The sequence below is a fragment of the Pseudomonadota bacterium genome (assembly GCA_039193195.1).
In the GTDB taxonomy this organism is placed as follows: domain Bacteria; phylum Pseudomonadota; class Gammaproteobacteria; order Steroidobacterales; family JBCBZW01; genus JBCBZW01.
Genome location: JBCCWS010000063.1, coordinates 1 through 24,755, shown reverse-complemented (window position 1 = coordinate 24,755; position 24,755 = coordinate 1). Strand labels below are relative to the sequence as shown.

Annotated in this window: 21 protein-coding genes, 1 tRNA gene and 1 pseudogene; 8 read left to right on the top strand and 15 right to left on the bottom strand. The window is 64.3% G+C overall.

Annotated elements, in window-relative coordinates:
- Positions 1–303 precede the first annotated feature (303 nt).
- The 3 genes from rlmJ to AAGA68_25440 form a co-directional block, all read right to left on the bottom strand.
- Positions 304–1,158 (bottom strand): 23S rRNA (adenine(2030)-N(6))-methyltransferase RlmJ, encoded by an 855-nt coding sequence (gene rlmJ / locus AAGA68_25450; GenBank protein ID MEM9388418.1) that lies wholly within the window; start codon positions 1,156–1,158, stop codon positions 304–306.
- 5 nt (positions 1,159–1,163) lie between these two features.
- On the bottom strand, positions 1,164–2,750 hold the full coding sequence (locus AAGA68_25445) for a peptide chain release factor 3 (GenBank protein MEM9388417.1): 1,587 nt from the start codon (positions 2,748–2,750) through the stop codon (positions 1,164–1,166).
- Positions 2,751–2,906: 156 nt separating this feature from the next.
- On the bottom strand, positions 2,907–3,281 hold the full coding sequence (locus AAGA68_25440; GenBank protein ID MEM9388416.1) for a hypothetical protein: 375 nt from the start codon (positions 3,279–3,281) through the stop codon (positions 2,907–2,909).
- Between the two features lie 232 nt (positions 3,282–3,513).
- On the opposite strand from AAGA68_25440, the gene AAGA68_25435 reads away from it, so the two are divergent.
- The 4 genes from AAGA68_25435 (at position 3,514) to AAGA68_25420 (ending at position 9,147) form a co-directional block, all read left to right on the top strand.
- A complete protein-coding gene (locus AAGA68_25435; protein ID MEM9388415.1) occupies positions 3,514–4,338 on the top strand; it encodes a hypothetical protein in 825 nt (274 codons plus the stop codon).
- A gap of 3 nt (positions 4,339–4,341) precedes the next feature.
- Complete coding sequence (locus AAGA68_25430; protein ID MEM9388414.1) at positions 4,342–4,731, top strand: DUF6165 family protein; 390 nt, start codon at positions 4,342–4,344, stop codon at positions 4,729–4,731.
- Between the two features lie 202 nt (positions 4,732–4,933).
- Positions 4,934–7,060 carry a DUF3857 domain-containing protein gene (locus AAGA68_25425; GenBank protein ID MEM9388413.1) on the top strand — a complete coding sequence of 709 codons (2,127 nt, stop codon included), beginning with the start codon at positions 4,934–4,936 and terminating at the stop codon, positions 7,058–7,060.
- 80 nt (positions 7,061–7,140) lie between these two features.
- Entirely contained in the window at positions 7,141–9,147 is a 2,007-nt protein-coding gene (locus AAGA68_25420) for a hypothetical protein (GenBank protein MEM9388412.1), read from the top strand.
- An 8-nt stretch (positions 9,148–9,155) separates the two neighbouring features.
- Here the strand turns inward: AAGA68_25420 and AAGA68_25415 are convergent, their stop codons facing one another.
- Both AAGA68_25415 and AAGA68_25410 read right to left on the bottom strand, forming a co-directional pair.
- On the bottom strand, positions 9,156–10,475 hold the full coding sequence (locus tag AAGA68_25415) for an amidohydrolase family protein (protein ID MEM9388411.1): 1,320 nt from the start codon (positions 10,473–10,475) through the stop codon (positions 9,156–9,158).
- Between the two features lie 19 nt (positions 10,476–10,494).
- Positions 10,495–13,569: an amidohydrolase family protein gene (locus tag AAGA68_25410; GenBank protein ID MEM9388410.1), complete on the bottom strand. Its 3,075-nt coding sequence runs from the start codon at positions 13,567–13,569 to the stop codon at positions 10,495–10,497.
- Between the two features lie 141 nt (positions 13,570–13,710).
- Between AAGA68_25410 and AAGA68_25405 the strand changes: the two genes are divergently transcribed.
- The 3 genes from AAGA68_25405 to AAGA68_25395 are packed head-to-tail and all read left to right on the top strand — an operon-like array spanning position 13,711 to position 17,806.
- On the top strand, positions 13,711–17,043 hold the full coding sequence (locus tag AAGA68_25405; protein ID MEM9388409.1) for a glycosyl hydrolase: 3,333 nt from the start codon (positions 13,711–13,713) through the stop codon (positions 17,041–17,043).
- Positions 17,044–17,055: 12 nt separating this feature from the next.
- A complete protein-coding gene (gene greB, locus AAGA68_25400; GenBank protein ID MEM9388408.1) occupies positions 17,056–17,562 on the top strand; it encodes a transcription elongation factor GreB in 507 nt (168 codons plus the stop codon).
- A 22-nt stretch (positions 17,563–17,584) separates the two neighbouring features.
- Positions 17,585–17,806 (top strand): hypothetical protein, encoded by a 222-nt coding sequence (locus tag AAGA68_25395; protein ID MEM9388407.1) that lies wholly within the window; start codon positions 17,585–17,587, stop codon positions 17,804–17,806.
- Between the two features lie 41 nt (positions 17,807–17,847).
- Here AAGA68_25395 and AAGA68_25390 read toward each other — a convergent pair whose 3' ends face one another.
- From AAGA68_25390 to AAGA68_25380, 3 genes are all read right to left on the bottom strand, one after another.
- Positions 17,848–18,264, bottom strand: coding sequence for a hypothetical protein (locus tag AAGA68_25390; protein MEM9388406.1), 417 nt, complete (start codon positions 18,262–18,264; stop codon positions 17,848–17,850).
- 111 nt (positions 18,265–18,375) lie between these two features.
- Positions 18,376–18,783 carry a hypothetical protein gene (locus AAGA68_25385; GenBank protein ID MEM9388405.1) on the bottom strand — a complete coding sequence of 136 codons (408 nt, stop codon included), beginning with the start codon at positions 18,781–18,783 and terminating at the stop codon, positions 18,376–18,378.
- Positions 18,784–18,882: 99 nt separating this feature from the next.
- The gene (locus AAGA68_25380) at positions 18,883–19,287 is read right to left on the bottom strand and encodes a hypothetical protein (protein MEM9388404.1); all 405 of its coding nucleotides are present in this window, start codon (positions 19,285–19,287) and stop codon (positions 18,883–18,885) included.
- A gap of 187 nt (positions 19,288–19,474) precedes the next feature.
- Here AAGA68_25380 and AAGA68_25375 point away from each other — a divergent pair.
- Positions 19,475–19,550: transfer RNA gene (locus AAGA68_25375), tRNA-Lys, on the top strand.
- Between the two features lie 404 nt (positions 19,551–19,954).
- Here the strand turns inward: AAGA68_25375 and AAGA68_25370 are convergent.
- From AAGA68_25370 to AAGA68_25340, 7 genes and pseudogenes are all read right to left on the bottom strand, one after another.
- Complete coding sequence (locus tag AAGA68_25370) at positions 19,955–20,476, bottom strand: hypothetical protein (protein MEM9388403.1); 522 nt, start codon at positions 20,474–20,476, stop codon at positions 19,955–19,957.
- Between the two features lie 39 nt (positions 20,477–20,515).
- The gene (locus AAGA68_25365; protein ID MEM9388402.1) at positions 20,516–20,764 is read right to left on the bottom strand and encodes a hypothetical protein; all 249 of its coding nucleotides are present in this window, start codon (positions 20,762–20,764) and stop codon (positions 20,516–20,518) included.
- A 108-nt stretch (positions 20,765–20,872) separates the two neighbouring features.
- Positions 20,873–21,319 (bottom strand): hypothetical protein, encoded by a 447-nt coding sequence (locus tag AAGA68_25360; protein ID MEM9388401.1) that lies wholly within the window; start codon positions 21,317–21,319, stop codon positions 20,873–20,875.
- Positions 21,316–21,852, bottom strand: a complete 537-nt coding sequence (locus AAGA68_25355) for a hypothetical protein (protein ID MEM9388400.1) — start codon at positions 21,850–21,852, stop codon at positions 21,316–21,318. The genes AAGA68_25360 and AAGA68_25355 overlap by 4 nt, the downstream gene beginning before the upstream one ends.
- 267 nt (positions 21,853–22,119) lie before the next feature.
- Positions 22,120–22,674: pseudogene (locus tag AAGA68_25350) on the bottom strand (DEAD/DEAH box helicase).
- A gap of 131 nt (positions 22,675–22,805) precedes the next feature.
- Entirely contained in the window at positions 22,806–23,714 is a 909-nt protein-coding gene (locus AAGA68_25345; GenBank protein MEM9388399.1) for a nucleotidyl transferase AbiEii/AbiGii toxin family protein, read from the bottom strand.
- Entirely contained in the window at positions 23,711–24,295 is a 585-nt protein-coding gene (locus AAGA68_25340) for a type IV toxin-antitoxin system AbiEi family antitoxin domain-containing protein (GenBank protein MEM9388398.1), read from the bottom strand. The genes AAGA68_25345 and AAGA68_25340 overlap by 4 nt, the downstream gene beginning before the upstream one ends.
- Between the last annotated feature and the right edge of the window lie 460 nt (positions 24,296–24,755).

Sequence of the window (24,755 nt, the reverse complement as noted above, 5' to 3'; positions counted from 1 at the left end):
GTTCGTTGATGACTTCGCGGCACCTTTTCGCCCCTGAACACGTTGCTCCTCCACCCGTGGGACCTGCCACGCTCGTCCTCGCGCCGCGCTCAGGGACAAAAACTCGCCTGCGAATTCATCAACGAACTTCTAACTCAGGACACTGGTGGGCCGCTTGGTAAATGAGGTGACGCTCAGCGAGTAGCACGGGCGCCATCGCGGCGTTGCATCGCTTGCCAATGGCGATGCCATTGGCTGCGCGACGCGCCTTGCTGACGCTGCCCCTACGCAGACTGAGCGTTACCTTATTTACCAAGCGGCCCACTAGGCGCCGCCGTTCGCCTCTGGCACTAGCCAGTCGTCTCGCGTGTGTCCTGCGCTTGCGCACTCAGCGAGAACGCCAGCGAGCCAGCCATTGACCGCCGGCCATTGTTCGGCGAAGGGCCATGGCGGGTTGGCAACCAACAGGCCACTGCCGATCAGGCCGGCGCGCGCCGGGTCCTTCGCGTGCAGTTCGCTGCGCAAGATCGGGCCTGGCACCTGCTGAGCCAGCACATCCCTTAGCAGCGCGTCGTGGCGACCGGCTCGGGGGCCTCCGAGCAGGGGATACCACAGGACCACCGTCGCGGTCGCCCAGCGCTGGCGCGCGGTGATTAGCAACCGAACCGGCTCGGCGTACTCATCCAACCGTTCATAGCTCGGGTCGACGAGCACGAGGCCCCGCGGCGTGCCGAGCGGCAGAAGGGCCGGTAGGCCTTCGCGCGCGTCGCGTGGTGCGTGTACGGCCACCTGCCGATCACCCTTGAACAGGCTCTTCAAGCGCTTGCCATCCTGCGGGTGCAGCTCGAACAGGAGCGCACTGTCCTGCTCACGCGCGAGCTGCGAGGCGAGCCACGGCGACCCTGGGTACTGCGCGTCCCCGAGCCGCCTGAGGCAATCGAGGTACGGGGCCAAGGCCTGCGGCGCGGCCTCTGCAGACGCCCGAACCCGCCCTACCCCCTCGCGCCATTCACCGGCGTCGTCCCCGTCGAGCCTGTAGCGACCCACGCCCGCATGGGTGTCGACGTAGCAGTAACCGCGCGCTTTGCGCTGCAGCAGGGTGAGCATCGCGGCCAGGGCGGCGTGCTTGTGCACATCGGCGAGATTGCCGGCATGGAAGGCGTGGCGATAGCTCAGCAAGGTTATTAGGTACCGTGCTCACGGGTCGCGGCGAAGGTCACTTCGGGGAAGCGTTCCGCGGCCAGGCGCAGGGCCACCCGCGTCGACGCCAGAAACACAAGCTCGTCCGCGTGATCGAGAGCCAGGTGCTCCTCCTGCTTGCGCTTGAACTCGGCGAAGCGTTTCTCATCGTCGCAGCCGATCCAGCGCGCCGTGTGCACGCTCACGGACTCGAAGCGAGCCTGCACCCCGTACTCGTGCTTGAGGCGATGGGCGACCACGTCGAACTGCAGGATACCCACGGCACCCAGGATCAGGTCGTTGCTCACCAGCGGCTTAAAGAGCTGCGTTGCACCCTCTTCGCACAGCTGGGTCACGCCCTTTTGCAGCTGCTTGGCCTTCAGCGGGTCGGCCAGCACAACGCGCCGGAACAGCTCTGGCGCGAAGTTGGGGATGCCGGTGAAGCGAAGCTCGTCGCCGACGCTGAAGGTATCGCCGATGCGCACCGTGCCGTGGTTGTGCAGGCCGATGATGTCGCCCGGGTACGCCGTCTCGACATGCTCGCGATCTGAGGCCATGAAGGTGAGCGCATCGGCCAGCTTCACGTCCTTGCCCGTGCGTACCTGGCGGGCGCGCATGCCCTTCTCGTAGCGGCCGGAACACACGCGCATGAAGGCCATGCGATCGCGGTGGTTAGGATCCATGTTCGCCTGGATCTTGAACACGAAACCGGAGAAGCCAGGCTCCTCGGGCTGCACTTCGCGCAAGGTGCCGTCGCGCGGCTGCGGCTGCGGGGCGTGCACGACGAAATCGTCGAGGAGCTCGGTGACGCCGAAGGTGTTGATAGCGGAGCCGAAGAACACAGGGGTCTGGCGGCCGGCGATGAACTCGCCGGGATCGAACTCCGTGCTCGCGCCCTGCACGAGTTCGACCTCTTCGCGCAGCTCGTCGGCCTGATCGCCGAGCACCTCGTCGAGCTGCGGGTTATCCAGGCCCTCGATCAGGTCGCCGTCCGCGCGGGTGCCGTCGGCGGAGGGTTGATACAAGCGTACCGTGTCGTTGCGCAGGTGGTAGACCCCTTTGAAGCGCTTGCCCATGCCGATCGGCCAGGTAACCGGCGCGCAGGCGATCTTCAGCACCTCCTCCACCTCGTCCATCAGCTCGATCGGCTCCTTGCCCTCGCGGTCGAGCTTGTTGATGAAAGTGAAGATGGGCGTGTCGCGAAGACGGCAGACCTCCATCAGCTTGATCGTGCGCTCCTCCACGCCCTTGGCCACGTCGATCACCATCAGCGCCGAGTCGACGGCCGTGAGCACGCGGTAGGTGTCTTCGGAGAAATCCGCGTGACCCGGCGTGTCGAGAAGGTTGACGATGTGATCGCCATAAGGGAATTGCATCACCGAGGAAGTCACGGAGATGCCACGTTGTTTCTCGAGCTCCATCCAGTCGGAGGTGGCATGGCGGCTGGCTTTGCGCCCACGCACCTCGCCCGCGACCTGGATGGCACCGCCGTAGAGCAGCAGCTTCTCCGTGAGGGTGGTCTTACCCGCGTCGGGGTGGGAGATGATGGCGAAGGTACGCCTGCGGCGCAGTTGCTCGAGGAATTCGCTCATGCCGTGAGGAGCCTGTAACGGTGGACGCGCACGCCCTCGCGCGGTCACGGAGACGGCACGCGGGGGCGCGTGAGATGACTATTTTCGGGAGCGTTCGCGCAGGCGCGGTGCGCGGCGCGAGTATAGCAGGCTCACCACCTTCGCCTGCGGGGTGGGTCAGGCGGCTGGGACGGCCCCGGCCACCCGAAAGTGCGCGCGAATGGGATCGCTCTTCAAATAGCCGCCCACACCTATGAAATAGAACGCCAACAGCAGGTAGCCCAGCAAGCGCGGCACGTCGCCGAGACCCGAGATTCCGAACACCCCGTACATCAGCCATACGCCGCAAGCGAAGGCGAAGCCGTACGCGGCGAACTTGGCCAGTCGCCACATGAGCGGTCGGTCGATGAAGAGCAGGGGGCCGAGAGGCGTGAGGGTGACCAGCAACAGTAAGGCGAACCAGCTCAAGCGCACGGGCGTAAGTGGCAGCACCAACATCAGCGCCAGGACGACACAGTGGAGCATGGCGAGCGTTCGCAGGCTGGTGGGCATCGAGATCTCCGCGACAGGTCGGGTGCGCTCGTGGTTTCGGCACGAGCGTCACTGTGGATGCGCCCAGGGCGCCTGACAAGGTGGCGAGGCTCCAGCGCGGCATCTCAAGGCACGACTCCACACTCGGGACTGCCAGCAAGAACTGCTATCTTTCGGGCACCATAATCACCGGCCGCCACCCGAGGGCCTGGCCGCCAGAGCACATTCAGCGCGCTTTAAGGAGCGACTCCGCATGGATCCCGATAAAGAAGTAGAGCTTTCCGTCCGACGGGTGGTGTCGGACGAACTACGCCGACGAGGCGGCAGCAGCGGCGGCGGCGGCCCCTTCTCGGGCCTCGGTGCCCTGGGGCTGACGCTGATGTTCGCCGCCTTCGTCCTCGCCTTCGGATTTCTGCACTGGCAATCCCTGGCCCAGGCAGAAGCGCAGCTGAAGGAGAGCCTCGACAGCCGCATCCTTGAGTTTCGTATCGCCGAGAGCCTGCGGGCACGCGTCAACGCCTACGTGACCGACGCGCTCGAGCAGACCGTGGCCGCGGATCAAACCCAGGCCACCCTGCGATCGATGGTCGAAGACCAGGCCACGGCGGCGATCGACGACGCCTCCGCGGTCATCCAATCGCGGGTTAGCAGCCTGGTACGCGTAAGCCTCTCCAGCCTGCCGAACGGGACTGATCTGGTGGCCTCACTACAGGTGCCGAGCGGCGCCGTGATGCCCTTCGATCGCCAGCGCTGCCCCGACGGGTGGAGCACCTACGATGCCCTCGCGGGTCGCACGATCGTGGGTGCGGGCCGCGGCATCGGCCTCACGCCCCGGCGGGTGGGAGATCGCGGCGGCGACGAACAGGTGACCCTGTCCCTCGCCCAAATGCCCCAGCACCGCCACTCGAACCCTACCACCGGCAGCAACCAGGTCATCCAAGAGGTGAACGCCCTCGCCATCGACGGCCGCGGCAGCTATGGCCCCCAGCACGCACGCCCCACCCAGACCGCCGGCCAAAGCCAGCCGCATCAGAACATGCCGCCTTTCCTCACCCTTTTATACTGCCGCAAGAACTAGGGCATGGCCGTGCTTCAAGTTCCCGTCTCCGTCGGCGAGCTACTCGACAAGATCAGCATCTTAGAAATCAAACACGCGCGGATAAGCGATGTGGACAAGCGCGAGAATGTCGTGTGCGAACTCGACGCCCTACGCCAGGTGCGCGAGCGTGCCGTGCCCGCGTCCACCGCGGTGGACGCGCTGTGCTCGCAGCTGCGGCAAGTGAACGAAGCGCTGTGGAGTATCGAAGACGATATCCGCGCTTGCGAGCGCGCGCAGTGCTTCGACGCCGAATTCATTCGCTTGGCGCGCAGCGTTTACCGCACGAACGATCAGCGGGCCGCCCTTAAGCGCGAGCTCAATGAACTCACCGGATCGACACTGGTCGAAGAGAAGTCTTACGAAGACTACTGAGGCTCGAGGGTCTTAACATCTGCTTAACACCAGCGCAATTTCCCACTTGACTTTGCCTACATATTGCGGGCTGCTAAGGCTGGTCGACGAGCAGTAACCGCTTTCGGTAGGTCGTGCGTTAACCGCTATACTGAAGCTCCCAGCGTTTCCGATAACTCAGCGTTAGATGCCCCATCGCTCGCTCTCAACGATGACCTGTCCCTTGGCCAGCGTCAGCCTAGCTCTCGCTCTTAGCTTGGCCGGCGCGGGCAGTTCGCTGGCGGGTACGAATGCCGCGGTGACGTTCTCCGCACCACCCCCGGCGCAAGTGCGCCAGGCGCTCTCGGAGGAGGAGCGCGAGGCTGGTGTGGTGGTGCTCTCGCACGAGATGCACATCGAGGCCTTTGCTCGCGACGGGCGAGAGTACACAGAGGAATTCCATCACCTTCGCTACCTGGTGCTCGACGCAGTAGGGGCCACCGAGGTCGCGCAGCATGTGTTCTTCTCTGCAGACGATGAGAGCTATGAGGTGCTCGCCCTCGAAGGGCAGACCATCGCCGACGACGGCACTGTGATCCCCCTCGATGAGCAACGCGACGTGCAGCTTCTGGACGCACGCGATGGAGACGGCGCCTCCACCCTCTCCCTGCGCAGCGTGAACTTCCCCCGCGTCACACCAGGCGCCATCCTCGACCTCGCCTACCGCACCCGGGTGGATGGCATTCAACCGATCAGGCTCGTACGCCTCGAGCGCGATTTCCCCACCCGCGATCTCACGCTACGCGTACGCACCGTGAGTGACGACAACCGTCGCTGGGTACCTACACGTATCGGAAGCCTCCCGCCCTCGGCCACGGCCACGCTGACATCGCAAATGGACCTGCTCTTGCAGGCCCAGAACGTGCCCGCCAAGCGCCTCGAGCCGTTCGCCCCGCCGGATGTGCGCCGTGGCCTGGCCGTGGCACTCACACTCGATGAGGTACCAGCACAGGCCTGGCGCGACCACCTGCTCCTGTGGACTGAGCAACCCCCGCAAATCACGGGCGATCAAGCTACCGGGCGTCTTGGTGACACCGCCATGGCTCTCGACCGCTGGGCGCTCCAGCAGACTCCAGCCCGCTCGGAGCTGGCGGACCTTGACCGTCTGATCAGCGATCACCTAGGGCCGGCGATGATCGATGAGGGTCGCTTCCTGCGGCGGACCCGGCGGGCGGAGGACGCGCGCGCCGTAGCCAGACTAGCCCCGCCGACGCTCGAATGGCACGAGCGAGCGGAGCGGCTTTTCGACCACGCCCGTTCACGACTGCGAGTGGACACGGCTAGCAGCAATACCACCCTAGACCGCGCCCTACGCTCCGGCTACGCAGGCCCCGGTGAAGTCAGCCTCTACTACCAGTACCTGCTCGATAAGGCTGGCATCCGCAACCACCAGGCCCTACTGCTCAGCCGCGACGGGCTGCCCTTCTCGCCCGCTCTCGGCAGCCTCGGCCTGTACGCGCCGCTCTTCGTCGTGCAAGCCGGCCCAGAGGAGAACCCACGCTACTATCCCGTGGGCGATCCAGTCGCGAATGCCCGCGGCGTGCCGGACCCCTATTTCGGAGCCCTGGCGTTCGTGCGACAACGCAAGAGCGATCACTGGGAACCCCGGCGAGTGCCGAGCACCTCGCCTATCCACGAGCTCACGGTGATCGAGTTCACCTCAGATCTCTCGCCCACGGGGGAGGCCACGGCGCTCACCATGCGTATGTTCTTGGAAGACGCAGCCGCGCGGGCGCCGCGTGAAACCCTAGGCTTGCGCGGCGGCCAGGTCCACGCGGGGGAGGACGTGGCCCGGGACTACGCCCGCGACATGCTCTCGGCCTGGGTGGGACTCGATGCGGATCGTCCCGTAGATATCTCATCCGACACGAGGATCAGCCCCCTCGAATCGCTGCCGATCGTCATCGAGTCCGAGTGGCAGCCACGCGTGCAGAACCTCGATGGCCGCCTGCTCGCGCGCGCACTGCCCGACAGCTGGCGCACGAGCAACCCCTTCACAGCGATCAAACGCACCCTGCCCCTGTGGCTGGCGGGCGGTGACTACGATCTTCGAATGCGCTGGCGCCTGCCGGCCGGCTACGTGTACGCCGGTGAGACTATCAGCGAGACGATAGCGGGGCCGGCGGACCTACATTTTACGTTCACCGTCGAAACCGAACGCTCCGAGGAGGGCACCTTCCTGACCAGTCGCCTCGCCCTGTCAGAGCCCTACATCATCGACGCCGCCGACTACGGCGCCGTGCAGCGCTTCTTCGAGCACCTGCAACGCACGGTGGATCGACGCAAGCTGCTGCTGGAGCCTATCCGATGAGTAGAGGGCCTAGTTTCCTCCTAGCACGTGGCTTTTTACCTAACATGAAAATTGGCTTACTGGTGCTAGCGAGCCTCACGATGAGCCCAGCGGCGTTCGCCCAAGCCCCAGCGCCGGATTGGGCCAGCGCCTTGGCTCGACCGCGGCCGCTGATCGATGACACCTTTTTCGCCGCCAGCGACACCTGGGTGATCCAGTACAGCGAGGTGATCATCGGCCGTACAGCACAGGGCCACCTGCGCCGTACCTACCGCCAGATACTGCAGCCGCTCTTCGGCGAAGGGGAGGAAGCACTTCAGCTATCGATTCCCTTCAACCAGGCCTCCCAGCTACTCGACGGCCCCCGCGTGTGGATCCCGAAGGGTCGGCGTCACGAGCTCATGGACCTGAGCGACAGCATCGAGGTGCCCTTACTCGACGGCTCCACGATCACGGCGATGCGCTCGCTGTTGGTCAACACCCCGCCCATCGCCGGCGCTCGGCGGGCCACGATAATCGCCGAATGGAGCGTGGAGGACAGGGTCGCCTTCCCGGGCGAGGACGTGATCTTCCCCCTCGATGCCTACCCCACGATCGAGCTGTTGATTCGCGCCGAGGGCGACGGCGACACCCCGCTGCTCCGTCTGGTACAACCAAACGGCGCCGTCGAGCGCGTGCCCACGCAGGGCATCAGCCTCTACGACATTCCCGCCTCACAGCATCTGCTCGTGGATGAGGAGCACCCGTGGCTCGCCAGCCTGTTCTCGAGCGTGCCGTTCGTTCATGCGAGCTTGCACGCAGATGATGGCGAGAATTGGAGCGATGTGGCCGACCGCACACGGGCTCTGTTCGACGCAGCGCTTGCCCAGGACACACCCGAGCCCTACCTGGCCCAGGCCCGAGCGCTGACGAAGCACTTACAGAGTGACGGGGAGCGAATCGCCGCCCTGGCCGGCTTCGCCCAGTCGCTGACCTACCGGGATATCCAATGGGGCATCGGGGCCTTCCAACCGGAAACGCCAAGCCAAGTGCTGCGTACGCGCAGCGCCGATTGCAAGGGCAAGGCACTGCTCCTGCACGCCATGCTCGACGCGGTCGGTATTCGCTCGACACCCGTGTTGGTCAGCGTAGGGGATCGCTACCAAGACTACCAAGCGCCCGCCTCACCGCTCGCCTTCAACCACGTAGTGCTAGCGATCGAGGCCCCTCCAGGCTCTCCGCTTCCCGGACGCTTACGAAGCGGGCCCGGGGCAGACTGGGTGCTGTTCGACCCCACGGACGCCCTCGCCACCTACGGCCAACCCTCCCACCGCCTGATGCAACGCCAAGGCTTGTGGTTGGACGAGCAAGGAGCGCTGTTCCGCATCGAACAGGCCGATGTCACGCCGCCAGAGGTGGTGACCGTAGACGCGGCACTCACGGCGGGCGGGGAGCTGCGCTTTGCGGTGGAGCTGTCGGGGCCTGGCGAGTACGCCTACGATGCGGCCATGAGTAACGCCTCGCCCATGCGCATCTCCGAGCGCCTACGCCAGGGCCTTACCGAACAGATGCGCCAGGTGCTCCCTGGACTTCGTATCGAGGTCAGCCGCTACTCGCCGCCTGACCACCGCACTCACACGGGCGCCAAGATCCAGCTGGAGGGCGCCATTCCCGAGGCGGTCGCGCACCTTGGGTCGGGCCTCTACAGCCTGGAAGCGCCAATGTTGCTCCTCGCGGAACTGGCCGACCTGCCGGTGGATGGCTACGCCGATGCAGTGCGCGAGCGACCCGTTGCCGTGCCCACCGGGTGGGAGGTGGACCCGTGCTGCGAAGCCCAGCACCATCACCTGCTGACGCGCTTGCGCCTCACTCTCCCCAAACGCTGGCAAGTCGATCGCCTGCCACACTTCGCCCCGGTGGCGACAAGCTGGCTGGACGCCAACCTGACGAGCCAGGCGGCGGCCGACGACACCGTGAACTGGGAAGCGAATCTAACCTGGTCCCGCGGCCGCTTTCCCAGCCAATCCGCCAGCGAGCGCACGGCACTACTCAACCGCGTCGTTGCCGCCTATCAGGAGCCGATCCTGCTCCGACAGAACGGTGCGGATCGAGACACAGCACGGCGCTGATGCGCCCGTCAGGGGGCACTAATGGACGAGTACTTCTGCCGGAATCGCTCGTAGAGCTCCTGCTGAGTCCCCTCGAGCGTGAGTTCGCGCCCGCCGATGAACGCGTGGGTCAACACGTTCGTCCGCATGTCGAGCGCGTCTCCCCGGGAGACGAACAGCGTTGCTTCCTTGCCCACAGCGATCGATCCGACCCGGTCGTCGATACCCAATAACTCCGCATTGGATAGGGTAATCAGACGCAGGGCTTGCTCACGATCTAGGCCACCGTAAGCCCCCGCGGTACCTGCCTGAAACGGTAGATTGCGCGAGTTGAAGAGACCCGTATTGGTGAGTCCTGTCTTCACGCCCGCGGCCACCAACTTGCCAGCAAACGCGTAGGGGGCGTGGATATCGTCGTGGGCCTCACCCGGCAGGCGGTGCACGCCCATTACGATGACGCCAACCTCGTGCTCCGCGAGATAATCCGCCGCTGGCAAGAGTCCGTAATCACCCACGATGACCACGTGCTCGACGCCGTGACGTCGGGCGAACTCGACGGCTCGCACCGCATCTCGCGCCACGTCCGTGCGGACGAACAGGCGCGTAGCGCCCGTGTACAGCCCCTGCATAGCGGCCAGCTTCAAGTTGCTCGCCGTGTCTGCGCCGCGCTTGGCGTAGGTGCCGGCGTCATCGAACAGAGTCTGCATCGCCAGCATCTGGCCGTCGTACTGCTTGTTCTTCTCGAACTTGAAGGTGAAGGTTGAGAAGTCGAAGCGGCCCTGACGCTTCGGCGGCCAGTTGACGAAGATCCCGTCATCCGCCATAAGCACTGCATCTTCCCAGTTCCACGCATCTAGCTGCACAATCGAGGAGCTTCCCGACACCAAGCCGCCCGTCGGTGCGACTTGGGCCACCAGCACGCCGTTGAAGCGCAGTGTTGGCCCCATCTCCGAGTCCGTGTTGTAGGCGACCAAGCTCCGAACGTTGGGGTTTACCTGACCGGTTTCCTCGCTATCGATAGTGTCCTCAATGGAGCTTACCTCCTCTAGACCCAAGCGGGAGTCGGGCAACACAAAGCCGGGATAGAGGTGTTGGCCCGCGCCATCGATCACCCGATGGCCCGTCGTGTCAACATCGGTGCCGACAGCGGTAATCCGCCCGTCCGCGAAGCCAACCGTGGCCTCGGCGATCACCTCGCCGTTGCCGACGTGCACAGTGACGTTGTCGATCGCGATGGGCTCGCCTTGCGAGGAGGCGGGCGTCGGCGCAAGAGCCTGCACCGCTACGGCGAGGGTCAGTCCGATCGATGCCAGCAAGGTGGCCAAAGGAGTTCGAAGGTACGCTCGCATCGCTATCTCCTGCTGTCGCTCAGTGATGGGCGCCGTGGTTGCTGAGGTACTCGTAGCCATGAAGGCTGTCGCAGTGCCACAGGCGCTGTGGACGATAGCCGCTTCCGCCGCCCTTCGCCCCCTTCGCCTTACGCATCTTCTCGATCAAGCGGGCGCGCTCGATCTCCATAGCGGCGTGGCGCGCCGCATGCTCTACCGCGTCGTAGCGCACGACGCCATCGACGATCGTGTGCAACGCCTTGGCATCGATCGAGAGCGGGTTGTCCGTCCAGATCACAAGATCCGCGTCCTTTCCCGTGCGGATGCTGCCCATGCGGTCCGCCAGATGCAGCATCTTCGCCGGGTTGAGCGTGACCAGCTTGAGCGCTTCGACTTCCGACATGCCGCCATACTTCACGCTCTTCGCCGCTTCCTGGTTGAGCCGACGGGACATCTCAGCACTATCGGAATTGATCGCCGAGAGCACCCCGGCCTCCGTCATGAGCGCCGCGTTGTAGGGTATGGCGTAGCGCACCTCCCACTTGTAGGCCCACCAGTCGGAGAAGGTGGAGCCTGCTGCGCCATGGGCGGCCATCTTGTCCGCCACCTTGTAGCCCTCGAGGATGTGGGTGAAGGTGTTGACGGTGAAGTCGAAGTCATCCGCAACGTGCATAAGCATGTTGATCTCAGACTGCACGTAGGAATGGCAGCTGATGAAACGCTCATTGTTTAAGATCTCGGCCATAGCGTCCATCACTAGGTCGCGCCGCGGCGCCCGGATGCGCATCTTCTCGGCACGCCCGAGGGCCTGCCAAGCCGCCCAAGCCGCCTGATACTCGCGGGCCGCGCCGAAGCCGTCGCGGAACACCTGCTCCACACCCATGCGCGTCTGCGGGTAGCGGATGGAGGCTGGATTACGCGATCGCTTCACGTTCTCACCCAGGGCGAACTTGATGAAGCCGTCCGCGCCGTCGATCAACATCTCCCGCGGCAGCATGCCCCAGCGCATCTTCACCAGTGCCGATTGTCCGCCCACGGGGTTTGCCGATCCGTGCAATAGCTGAGCTGCCGTGACTCCGCCGGCGAGGTTACGGTAGATGTTAACGTCCTCGGAATTGACCACATCGCCCATGCGCACCATGGAGGAGTTGGTGGCGATATCGTTGACGCCGGACAGCGCTATGTGGGAATGCTCGTCGATGATACCCGGCGTCACGTGCATGCCTGTCGCGTCGATCACCCGTGCGTCGCGGTCTGCGAGGCCCTTGCCAACCGCCGAAATGCGCCCGTCGCGTACAAGCACGTCAGCCGCGTCGAGCTTGCCCTCACCTTCGAGGGTCCACACGGTGGCGTTGCGGATGAGCAGTGCTTCCGGTTGGGGCGGCTTGCCCGTGCCGTAGGCGGTGAACGGATAGATCACCTTGCCGAGCGCCAATTGACCGCCCGCCTCTTCGGCCCCCGCTCCATCTTCGCCTTCGGCGGATGGGTTCGCCGCTCGCACAGCCCGCCATTTCACGGGGGCGCCGTCGGCCAGGCGACCTTCGCCGGCCCAGTGATCATCAAGCTCCCAGCCGCCGAGCCGAATGGCGGCCCCATCCTCCTCAGGGGAGAAGCTCATGGTGATGGCGTCGCCATCGAAGGCGAGCACCGCCGCAATCGGCGTCGGTTCTGCCGCGTCGGTGTCTGCGGCGATCTCCTCCTCCACCGGTAGGCGTAGCTCAGCCTTGGGCGCGGTCGGCTTGCCACTCACATGCAGCTCGTAAGCGCGGCTCCCCACACTCAAGGCGTAGACGCCCCTGCGATCAGGCGTATGCCCCTTGACGCGGTAGCGTTTGCCCGCCACCCAGTTCTCCTCGATGACCATCGCCTCATCGAACAGCGGCGCACTGGTGACGATCAGGTTGCCGATCGCCCCCGAGCGCAGCTCCCCAAGGCGCATAGACTCGCCCAGCAGTGCAGCGGGCACCGTGGTCAGCGCCGCCAGCGCCCGTTCCTCACTCAGGCCGTACTCGATGGCCTTGCGAAGCCGCGGCCAGAACTGCTTGGCATCACCACTACTGGTCAGGGCGAAGGTGACGCCCGCCCGCTCTAAGCGAGCCGCATTGCTAGGTGCCAGCTCCCAGTGTTTGAGGTCCGTGTAGGAGATGCGGTCGGCCGCGAAGGGATCCGTAACATCCTGCGCCTCGGGGAATTCGAGAGGCACGATAAGGGCAGCCCCCATCGCCTTGATCGCATCCACGCGCTGGTAGGCATCGCCGCCCTCGCGGATCACGTACTGAACGCTGAACTCATCGCCCACAAGGTCCGCACGCAGGGCGCCCATCCAGTCGTCCACCACGAAGATCTGCGGCAGCGCCTGCAGCTCGAGCCAGGCGCCGAGGGACTCATCGGTGAACGGTTTCGGCGACTGACCCGCGTACCAAGTGGCGTCGAGATAGGTTTGGCGCAGGAGGGCGACGGCGCCCATGGGTGAGATCGGGAAGCTCTGGCTGGACGAGCCCTTATCGAAGGAGTAGACCGCCGCGGCGCGAGGCACGAGCACGGCCTCGTTGTCGGATACCTCGCCGAGGGTGACCAAGGCGCCGCTGCCGCGGGCGATGCCGTCGGTCATGGAGGTGAGCACGGCCCCAAACCCCATGCCGCGCCAGGTGGCCGCGTCCTTCGCCTTGACGGTGAACTCGCTCACCGCGTCGTACTCGGCGCGGATCGCCTGGTTCGGGTTGTAGGCCCCTGGCGTTTGCGACTCCAGCACCTCGGGCTTGGAAAAGGAGAACGGCGCGCGCTTCGCAGGCTCGGGCAGACCGTAAGTCCCATCGATGTCAATAAGGCCGGGGTAGATGTACCGGCCGGAGAGGTCGATCGTCGCGTAACCTGCGGGCACCGGGCGATCGCCTGCCTCGACGGCCACGATCTGCCCCTCACGAATGAGCACGACGGCGTCACTCAGCACCTTGCCTGGCGAGATGGTGACGGTGGCGCCCGTCAGGGCGTACGCGCCCGAGCGCTCATCGGCAACATCATTTGGGGTGGCCGTCTCCTGGGCATGGCCAGAAATGGCGTAGGCAAGGAGCACCAACGCACCGCTGAGAGGGGATCGATGGAATCGCGTGCGCATGGGGCACCTTACTGCAAAATCCGGAATCGCCAGTCGCCTTTTTATACGGGTTGTCCTAGCGAGAGTCCAACGCACCCCGGCGCGTTTCGCCCGGTGGTATTCTCATGCGCCCCAACTCAAGTCCCAGAGGAAATGCCACCGATGAAGGCGAACGATTGGCGCACTGCGATCGCGCTCTGCACCTTGTGTGTCACCGTCACCACGCTCGGCACAGCCCGTGCGGCCGTGATCGATGAGGAGGCGATGCAGGCCATGGAGTATCGACTCGTCGGCCCCTATCGAGGCGGACGCGTCACGGCGGTGACCGGTGTGCCCGGCAAACCTCGCACCTACTTCATGGGATCCACCGGCGGTGGTGTCTGGAAGACCACCGACGGTGGCCAGCGCTGGTTCAACGTCTCGGACAAGGAACGCGAGATAGACCCGTCGCCCGCGCCGACGGTTATGGGGGATGTCGATCCCATGCTCGCCGCGAGTGGCCGCGTGCGTGCACCCACGGGCGGCTTGCCGAAGATGACCGCGTCGACGCGCACGCGAGAAGGGGATGAGTTTGGCAGCGCGTCCGTTGGCGCCCTCGCCGTCGCCGCCTCAGACCCCAACATAGTTTGGGCCGGCATGGGCTCGGTGGACATCCGCGGCAACACCTCCGCTGGCGATGGCATCTACCGCTCCATGGACGGCGGCGACACGTGGCAGCACATGGGCCTGCCCGAAGCCGGCCAGATCGGTCGTATCCGCGTCCACCCGCAGGATCCGGACGTGGTGTACGCGGCTGTGCTCGGCCACGCCTTCGGCCCCAACCCAGAGCGCGGCGTGTACCGCACGACCGATGGCGGCCTCACCTGGTCACGCGTGCTGCACGTATCCGACAAGGCCGGCGCTGTGGACCTGGCCATGGACCCGAGCAACCCGCGGATCCTCTACGCTGCCTTCTGGGAGGCCGTGCGCCTGCCCTGGGACATGATCTCCGGGGGCCCCGGCAGTGGTCTGTACAAGTCCATCGACGGCGGTAACACCTGGCAGCCGCTCACCGAGGGCCTGCCCGAAGGCACGCTCGGCAAGATTGCCGTGAGCGTATCGCCCGTGGCCCCCAACCGCGTGTTCGCCCTGGTTGAGCACGAAACCGAGTGGGGTCTGTACCGCTCCGACAACGGCGGCAAGAAGTTCCGCCGCGTAAGCAGCGATCGCAACCTGATCACCCGCGCCTGGTACTACACCAAGGTCTACGCAGACGTGCAGGACGTGAACACCGTCTACATCATGAACGTACAGATGTGGCGCTCCGACGATGGCGGCAAGCACTTCATCCCCATCCGCACTCCGCACGGCGACAACCACGACCTTTGGATCAATCCGGACGATCCCAAGAACATGATCCAGGCCAATGATGGCGGCGCCAACGTGACCTACGACGGCGGTCGCACCTGGTCGACGCAGGCTAACCAGCCGACGGCCGAAATCTATCGCGTTACCGTGGACAACCAATACCCCTATTGGCTGTACGGCGGTCAACAAGACAATTCGCCTGTTGCCATCCCCAGCCGAACGGCCGGCGCCGGAATTCAGCGCAAGGACTGGTACGCTCCTGCCGGCTGCGAGACCGCTTACGTGGCGATCGACCCCCGTGACGCGGACATCACCTACGGTGGCTGCTACGGCGGCTCCATCGGCCGCATGGACCGCGGTCTGGGCATCGAACAAGAGGTCATGGCCTGGCCCCAAATGGCCGTTGGCCAAGCCGCCAAGGACCTGCGCTTCCGCTTCCAATGGAACGCGCCCATCCGTATCTCGCCTCACGACCCGGACGTGCTCTACCACGCCTCCAACCACGTGCACCGCTCGCGCGACGGCGGCCACAGCTGGGAGGTGGTGAGTGATGACCTCACGCGCAACGACCCGGAGAAGCAGATCCTTGCTGGCGGCCCGATCACCAAGGACAACACGGGCGTGGAGGTGTACGGCACCATCTTTGCACTCGAGGAGTCTCCGGTGGCACCCGGCGTGCTCTGGGTGGGAAGCGATGATGGCCTGGTTCACATCTCGCGAGACAACGGCGAGAGCTGGACCAACGTCACTCCCAACGGCCTGCCCGAATGGGGTACGGTGAACGTGATCGCGCCGTCCACCCACACCGCCGGCCGTGCCTTCGCCGCGGTACACCGCTACCGCACGGACGACTTCGCGCCCTACCTCTACCGAACGAACGACTTCGGTAAGAGCTGGACCCGCCTCACTAGCGGCGCCAACGGCATTCCCGACGGACACTTCGTGCGCGCCGTGGTCGAGGACCCAAACCGCCAAGGCCTGCTCTACGTGGGCACGGAGTACGGCATGTACGTCTCCTTCGACGACGGCCGCGCCTTCCAACCCCTGCAGCTCAACCTGCCGCTGACGCCCATCACAGATCTCAAGATCAAGGATCAGGATCTAATCGTCGCCACCCAGGGCCGCTCCCTGTGGATCCTCGACGACCTCAGCCCCCTGCATCAAATGACCGACCAGATAGCCCGCGCGGAGTACCACCTCTTCACGCCGCGCCCAACGATTCAGTTCGCAGGCGGCGGCGGCAACGCGGCACCCGGCACGCCGGCAGGGCGCAACCCCTCGTACGGCGCGGCGATCTACTACCTCCTGCCGGAGGGCCTGGAGGATGAAGGAGACGAGGCGACCGAGGTGAAGCTCGAGATCCTCGCCGGCAACGACGACGTGCTGCGCACCCTCTCCAGCAAGGAAGGTGAATACACCGCCCCGAACGTGTGGCGTCGCATGTTCCCCGAGTTCTTCGAGCCGCGCACGCTCACTGCGCACGCCGGCATGAACAAATTCGTGTGGGACCTGAGGCTTAAGGACCCGAAGATGGTGGACGATGCCGTGCTCTGGGGCGGCCCCCAGGGCCCTGAGGTGCCGCCGGGTACCTACCAGGCCCGCCTCAGCGTTGGCGATTGGTCCTCCACCGTGCCCGTGGAAGTGCGTGCCGACCCGCGCCTCGACGTGCCCCGCGAGGCCCACGAGATCCGCTTCGCCCTTGCCTACGAGATCTATGAGTCTCTCGAGCGCAGCCACGAGGTAATCCGCCAGGCTCGCACGGTGCGCGATCAGGCCCAGGCCATCGCCAAGGTGACCGAGAACGAGGTAATCCGCGAGAGCGTCGACGCCCTCGCCGAGCAGCTCACGGCGATCGAAACCACCGTGCTGCAGGTCAAGAGCAAGGCCCCGCAGGACATCCTCAACTTCACGCCGATGCTCGACAATCAGTTCCTGCACCTGATGGGCGTGGTCGAGTCCGCCGTGGGCGTGCCGACGGAGGCGTCCGTGGCCCGCTTCAACGAACTCTCGGCCGAGCTCGACGTGGTCGAGACCAAGCTGGTCGAGATCCTCAACAACGACCTCGAAAAGTTCCAAGAGCTCGTCGACTCGCTGGAGACCGAGCGCGTGGTCGTTCCGTCCGCCGGCGCGGTGGGCGGTCAGCGCTAGGCTGCCGCTAGCTTGCGTTGGCGCCCGCCTCCGCCCAAGCAGTCGCCGTACATCACCCGCGAGGGGTACGAGCGACTGCAGGGCGAGCTCAAAGAGCGCTGGACCTTCCGCAAGGAGGTCGTGACCGCTCTCGCCGCCGCAGCGGCCGAGGGCGATCGCTCCGAGAACGCCGAGTACGCGTTTCGCAAGAAGCAGCTGGGCGAAATCGATCGGCGGATTCGCTATCTGCAAAAGCGATTGCCGATCTTAAAGGTGGTGGATCCTGCACCTAGCCAACAGCGAGATAAGGTGTACTTCGGGGCTTTGGTGACGCTCGAGTACGAGGACGGTACCGTCGCTGAGCACCGCCTTGTGGGCCCCGATGAGATCGACACGGTGAAACGGCATATCTCGATCGACGCGCCGTTGGCGAAAGCGTTGCTCGGCAAAGGCGTCGGCGATGAGGTGGTGCTCACCCTACCGGAGGGGGAGCGCGTGTACGAAGTCGTGTCCGTGTGCTACCCGGACACCGCCGCGTGAGCGCGCCGAGAGTCACCTACGCGTGAGCAGTGTTGAGGATCTCCTGGATCGCATCCCCGACGCGAGGGATGGGCTTACACGCCGGGAGCGAGTGGTGCTGTACGTGCTGCGGGAAACACAGAAGGAGCGGCCCGACCGCCCCGTACCCACTGTGATGCTCTGGGGACGCGTCTGTGAGCACATGGACATTAGCCAGGATGAACTGGTGAATATATTAGCTCGCTTGGGGGAGATGAAGGATTAACGTCGAGGCGGATGACGCCCAGCGCGCGCAGAGCGGGTGTTTCAGGGGGTGCCATTGCTCCAACGAAACACCTGCGAGGTGATCATCTCGTTGCGCACCCGCCCACGTCGCTGGGTGGCCGATCGGCAAACGCGGCGCTTGATGCGCGTGCCCTCCAGGGCCACCCGCTGGCAGATCAAGGCCTCCCCGCGCACGGCCTGCGGTTTCGCAATGACTGCGACCCGCTTCGGCTCACGTGTTGCTTTGGCGGGCAGGTCTGAAACCTGCTCTCGCAGGCTTTCCCAGGCTGCTCTGGACGCCTGCTCAGCGTTCGCCCTCTGCTCAGTGGGTGTTGCCGCGGCCGCCGCAGAGGACTGCTCGCATTCGTAGCGACCACCGGCGCTTGCAAAAGCGTTAGCCGTGTAGATCAGTGCGAACCCTGCGAGCAGGATTGCCGCGGATCGATGCGTAGGAGTCACGTTTCACTCCTGCCTGCGGGTAGCTCCACCTCGCGAACGCGCTGCCTGGCTCACGTTAGAATCCCCAGCCTTGGGCTGCTTCTTCGACCGCCGACAACGCCACCCCGTGTGCTAGTGGTTCATCCCGTGAAAGAAGACTGCCTCGCGCATGCTGCGGTTGTCGCGCTGCTCGGCAAGCCATTCGTCCTTCGAATAGCAGATGCGCTTTCTTAGGCGCGTACCGATGCGGGTCACGTCGATGCAGTAGCGCCGCTCCGCCACCACCGTCGCCGCTTCAGGAATCTCTTGAGCTGACGTGCTCTGGTCCACGCCTCCAAGGTCAGGCACCTTTTCCACGAGGGTCGCCCAGGCCGAGCGCGACGCCGATTCTGCGGCGACATCCTCCGCTACCGGGGACGTATTGGCCTGTGTGGCCTCAGCCTTAGCCTTAGGCTCGGGTGTGTCGTCTTCGGCGCCCGTATTCGCGACGACAGCCGCGGAGATCAAACAAGCGAGGGAAGCGAGCAGAGTTTTGCGCATCGGGTTCACCTTTGGTCTAGGGTCGTTCAGGGGCGGCGTTGGTGATTCGCGCTGCCCTTGGCCTTGGGGTTGAGGAGAGAAGTCAGTTGGGCCGTCCCTCTACTGGAACATCTTGTAGCGCAAGAGGGCTTCACTGTGGAGCTTGCCTTCGCGATCTTCAGCTGCTATCTCGCGTAGGGTCTTACACACGCGGCGCTTGATTCGCGTGCCCTCCACAGCCACACGCCGGCACATACGCCTCTGCGGCTGCACGCTCGAAGACTTCGGCACGATGCTCGATTGCGCGGCACCATTGTCGTCCTGCTCGAGATCAGGCACTTGCTCGCGGAGCAGCTCCCAAGTGGCCTCAGATGCCTGTTCCGAAGCGGCGCGTTGATCCTGAGCCGTCGGCTTGGGCGGCTCCTGAAAGTAAGTACCGCCAGCGCTCGCAAGCGCCATGCTAGTTGAGGCGCTGAACACGATCAGGGTGACGGGCAGAGTTATCTGCCGAAGCGTGTTGCGCATCTCCAACTCCTAGTGGTGTGTTGCCGACACCTCGAGTTGAGCACATTGGCTCACAGGAACCAAGGGGCGATAGCAAGGTTCGTGACTGAAGCAGCGGAGGCAGGGTCCGAGCGGCCGGAGGCTCAACGATATGGGCGCTGGGTGGGATGGTGAGTGGGGGAAAGCCACGTTATAATGGGCGGCTTAGGGGTCGTTAGCTCAGTTGGTAGAGCATCGGACTTTTAATCCGCTGGTCGCTGGTTCGAGCCCAGCACGACCCACCATCAAATCAAGAGCTTACCCGCTCTCTTCCCTCACGCCGATTCCAATATCCTGGCCTGCTTCCAAAAAACCTCTGCCGCAGTGTTCTCACGCGCTTCGGCACGCGTCTGTGTACCCTCTCAGTGATTGGGCTGGAATGCGTCAGCAGCTCGGTCGCCTGCCTGGTCCGTAGTCGGCGCATCAGGTGCTGCTTTCGCACGGATGTCGTGCGTCGTGTATCGCTCCCTCTGCACACCATCCTCGATTGCCTCCTTCATCCGGCGGCGGAAGCGTAGCTGACCATCCAGCCCGGTGATCGGTTTCGCTGGGGTATGAGATAGAGGACCGGCTCAGACTCAGAAATCCTTACAACGTACCCCGGCGGCGCACTGCTCTGAAGAGGCCCGGCGGGTGAGCTGCTGACAGCTTACGAACTACTGGCGGGGACCTTCTTCAGGCGCCTTCGCGCAGTGCGCGATGCATTCAATCGCTGGCGAGGCGTTTCCTTAAGCATCTCGAAGCGAATGAACGGATCACTCCCCGGCGCGATGATCCCCCAGCGAATCGCTCGCTTGATCATGTGCCGGAACAACGCAAGCTCACGGTTGGCTTGCGTCCTACTGCTCTTTGCGCGCTCGCTCTGATAGCCGTACAGATGCTGCTGCGTCACAGAGCCAACCCGCATCTCGCCGAAAACCTTTCGCAGATTGCTGGCCTGGCGGATGTTGTCTTCATAGGTGCGCTCCGCTTTATCCGGGGCAACCTCCACCATGTAGCGATCGATCAATAGCGCGACCGTGTCACCTTCGTACTTGGCGGCCGTGAGCTCAGCGTATCGCCGCGAAAGGCGCACCCACTTCTCGGAGCCGGGCACCACGTAGTAGTACGTCCCCCGCCGCTGATACATGCGCTGGGGCAGGTGCCTGTCTTTGGTGCGCTTTCTGCCCATCGGTTTGCTACTGACGGCCCGCGCCCACGGCGATCACGCTCATTCTTGCGGATCGCGCTTTGCCAGATCCCGCAGCGCCTCGTAGTTTGGCACCTCCTTTTTGCTCGGCGGCTGCTTGCTCCCCTCCATCGTCGCCCGCTCGACCCACTCGGGGTACACCACGAGGTCCTTCGAGTTCTCGAGGAACTTGATGCCCATACGCCTCAACTCCTCACGCTGCTTCCGCCGGTGCGTCCAGCCGGTCAGCTTCTTCAACGCCCTTTTCGGGAGCGCTCCGTCGTAGTCCATGCCCGAATTCCTCCACTCGATAACGTTAGCCACGCTCCATTGCGCGGAGCGTGCTCGTACCTACAGTCTACGAAGGCAGTTTCTGATCCCCGCCCGGTGGGGCAGTCGCTACACTTTCTCGGAAGCTTTTGGGGGTTCGGGCACGTACTTGTGGCCGCACTTTCGACAGATCCAGCTGCGCTGCCAAAGCGCGTACTCACGCTTGAAGTCCACGAGTAAGTACCTGATCGCCATGGCAAGGCGCACAACCGCGGTAAGGAGCAAGGCGCCGATGGCAAGCAAGGCGATACGTGTAGGCCACGGTCTCAGCAGGTAGTCCCAGCCCTCCCCGTCGAGCAACGGGGAGAACCAGGAGACCAAGAACGCGAGCGGCACGATGCTGCTGAGCACAAGCCACCACGGCACGATCGCTTCGGGCTCTGGGGGCGCACAGCGCGCCGACCAGGCGCTATGGCTGATGTCGTGGTTTTCGCTCACCCGTATGCCCTGGGCGTAGCCGACGGAGAGCTTCTGCGTGTTCGGTGAGGTGCAGTTCGGGCAGTCGTACGTGGTCATGACTGGCGTGCCCCTGTGTGCGGCGCCAAGGTGGTGGGTGCTGCGTGGCCTGCGCTGGTCGTGCCGGGTCCCTCGGCGTCTACGTGAGTTGCTGATGCGGCGGCGAGCCTTGGCTTGCAGAGGCTGCGCTGGAGGAACGCGTAGGCCACTACATGGACGGGAACGGACCTCGGGTCATCCCTGCGTGATTCGGCAAGGTAGTCGTCGACGGCAGCGCGTAATGACGGCAACGTGACCTCGACAGCGACATGCACCGGCCCCTCGTAGACTAGGTAAGTCACGACCTCCGCATTGCTGAATCGGCTGCGCCATACCGACCGTGCGACGGCGAGCGTTGTCAGCTCCGCTATGTGGCGGTCGAGTGGTTCTACTTGGCGCGGGTTGCTGCCGGCGGCTTTGATTTTGACGATGACGCGGTTGCGGGAGCGCCAAAACAACACCTCGTCGGGGCGAGCGCCCATGCGGCCGTAGTTGTAGACGCGCGTGCCGGCGGAGAGGGTGCGTGGGGCGTCGGGAGGGGGATGGTGAGGCATGGGGGTTCTCCAGGTGGGGTACCTGGAGCAACGGTCTCACGCGTGCCGATCCTGACAACCCTCGCCAGTCGGCGAAGTTGCCCTTACTTATCGATTCGCTTCAGCCGTCGCCGGATAGCGGACCTGCGCCCCATTCGCGGGTGCGGCTTCTCGGGCGTGGTAGCCAAGCCACACCCCCTTCAGTCGTCTAGCGTTTATTCTCCCGAAGAAAAATAGGAAACCCATGCGGGTAGACATGCGCGCTCAAGCTCCAGTTTGGCTTCGAACCACCCAGGCGTGCGCACCGTTTCCTGAACGTGAGATTTCGAGTGCCACTGGCACGCCGAGTTCACGACACGATTGAGCGAAAGCCTGGCAGTCAGCGCGCCAGTCGGCATCGTCGAAGTCGACGGCTAAGAAGTGGCATGTGTGATCGTCAAGCAGCGGGTAGACGCCGACCGTTTTCTCGCCGACAAGATGGCTGTAGACCACTTCATCGGAGACTGGAACCAAGGCGCGATTGCCGCAGTCTGCGCACTTGATTCGCGGCTTCTCGCAAACACCCGGGCGCCACTCGTTGGCGCATGCGGGGGAGTAGCCAGCCTTACCCGTCGTCGCACTTTCCCAACGGACCGGATGCACATCGGTGCGCCCCCGGAACAACCTTCGAAAGATCGCCACCTTCTCGGCGGCTGTGAACTGTTGAGCTTTCGGGAAGACTTCCCTGTCCGATTCCGGGCCGTGCTCAGGTGGTTGCCAGTCGATACCGTGCGATTCAAGCAGCGCGATCAGACGAGTGATCTCTGCACGCAGACGCGCCGACTCAGCTGATTCGCTGGACACCACGAACCTTCGATATGGCTACTCCCATTCCCAGGGTCTCCACCAGAACGAGAAGCAAGTTCTCGGCAGTAGGTTCACAGAAGGCCCCCGCCTGGGCTGTGACCCGAAATCCGCAGTGACCGGATTGATGGTCATCCTTCCACGTCCCCGTTCCACGACCAGTTGGCTGGGTCCCATTGACTGCCGGAGACGCCGGCGAGCACGGGATCTAGGAACGCCTTGGCGGCGTCGTACGCCTCGTCAAGGGTGCCCCACTTAAGTTGGTCTTCTTCCGCGATTGTCGCGTAGGGTCCCTGCCACGTGGCGGGAGGAGCCGGGAGACTATCGGGAACCTCGTGTGTACCGCGAAAGCCGAAGGTCTGGTCGATTGCGGTGCGTAGCCTAGTGGCCTCTACCGCGCCAGCCGTGGCGATGAGGATGAGGTCTGGCAGATCCTTCACGCGCGAGTTGGGGCGAAACCGCGGCATCGTGTACGCGTGGAGTTTCTCGGCGATATGTGTCTCTACTGGATACACGCGAAGGACGGGCGGCGCGATGGCCGCAAACGCTAGCGTATCCTGCGCCACCATTGTCTCCGGCTCCCCGAGGATCGGATCACCGAACGCGACATCAACGCCAAAAGGCCGGCCGTAGACCTTACCGGCAAGGCCGCACTCGGCTCGAAAGCGAACACCTTCGTAACGCATCCTGTCGTTCTGTATCTCTGGGTGCTGGGGGTGCTCCCGGATCGTGAACGTCATGAAATCACCCAAGTCACGCCTGGCGGCGGACGCAAGTTGGGGAAGGATGTTGGCGGGCGAGCCCAACAGACGGAGATCGACGTCGGTAGTCGTTCGTGCCCGCTCAACGCGGAGCTCTACGGCTAGACCGCCCTTCAGCGCCACCGCATCCCCGAACTCGATGGCGATGCGCGCAAGAAAGCGATCGAACACCACGAGCTGGCGACGCCGAGCGAAGTCGATGCCTGACGTTGAGGCAGTTCGTAGCCGTTGCTCCAGCGCCTGCTTGAAGGCCGCAGCAGTATGGTACCCGCGGGTCACGGTACCAGCCCGCCAAAGGGCTCAAGCTGCTTCTCGACAGCCGTAAGTTCCTCTCGCACAACCAGCCCGCGATCGAGGGCATCGAGAGCCGCACCGCGGAGTTGTTCCGGGGGGACGTGCTCAGCGGCGCAGTCCTTGAGCGTACGCAGCGGCGCGGTCACCGGAACCGGGCCGAACCAGCGCCGCTCGCCCTTGCCGACGTCTCCATAGTGCAGCACCACACCATCAGGCACGCGGAGACGACGTTTACGCCACGCTTGGGGAAGCGTTAGGTGCATTCGAGCGGGCAATACGTCGGACAGATCGTGCAGGGCGAGTGCTGTCTGGTGAGAGAAGGTGCCCTGCTGCTCAGACCACAGCCAGACTGCCGTTAGATCTTCATGATCGCCAGCGGGAAAATGAACGAGTCGGTATACACCTCGCCTGACGCGGATCATGCGCCCGGCGTCGAGATGGTGCGCGAGCAGCTGCGGCGAGTAGCCCGCCTGAGAGGCTTGCTGCGTTGTAAAGAGCCCGTCCTGGGCGGCAGCGATCTCGAATAGCTGATCCCAGTCGGGGGACGTTGCGGCTGGCTGGCTCATGCACATAAATTAAGCCACGCTTAAGTTTTGTGCAACGCTACTACCGCGGTTGGCTCCCGACGCCAGTGCCTGATGGGTCGGTGAGTGTCCAAAACGACTCTCATCAGGCTCGGAAAAACAGAGACTTACAACCGTCTCAAAGTACAGCGTTTTGGACGCGAAGTGCCGGCAATTCTAGAAACTTTTCAGTTACTTATCATGGCTCTCGCGCCCGGGCTTTTAATCCGCTGGTCGCTGGTTCGAGCCCAGCACGACCCACCATTCACGCCCCACCAGTCCCCAGCTACCCATCCACAGAGGTGCGGCAAACTCACGATGCCTAGCCTGGATTATTCGTGAGTGTTCGTCGCGAGGGCGCCGAGAGGCAGCAAAACACGGGGTGGCGCGCAGTGGAAGGCGCGCAGGCGTACTCAGCAGTACGTGTCGAGCACCTGCAACGAGCACGCGCCGTGTTTTGCTG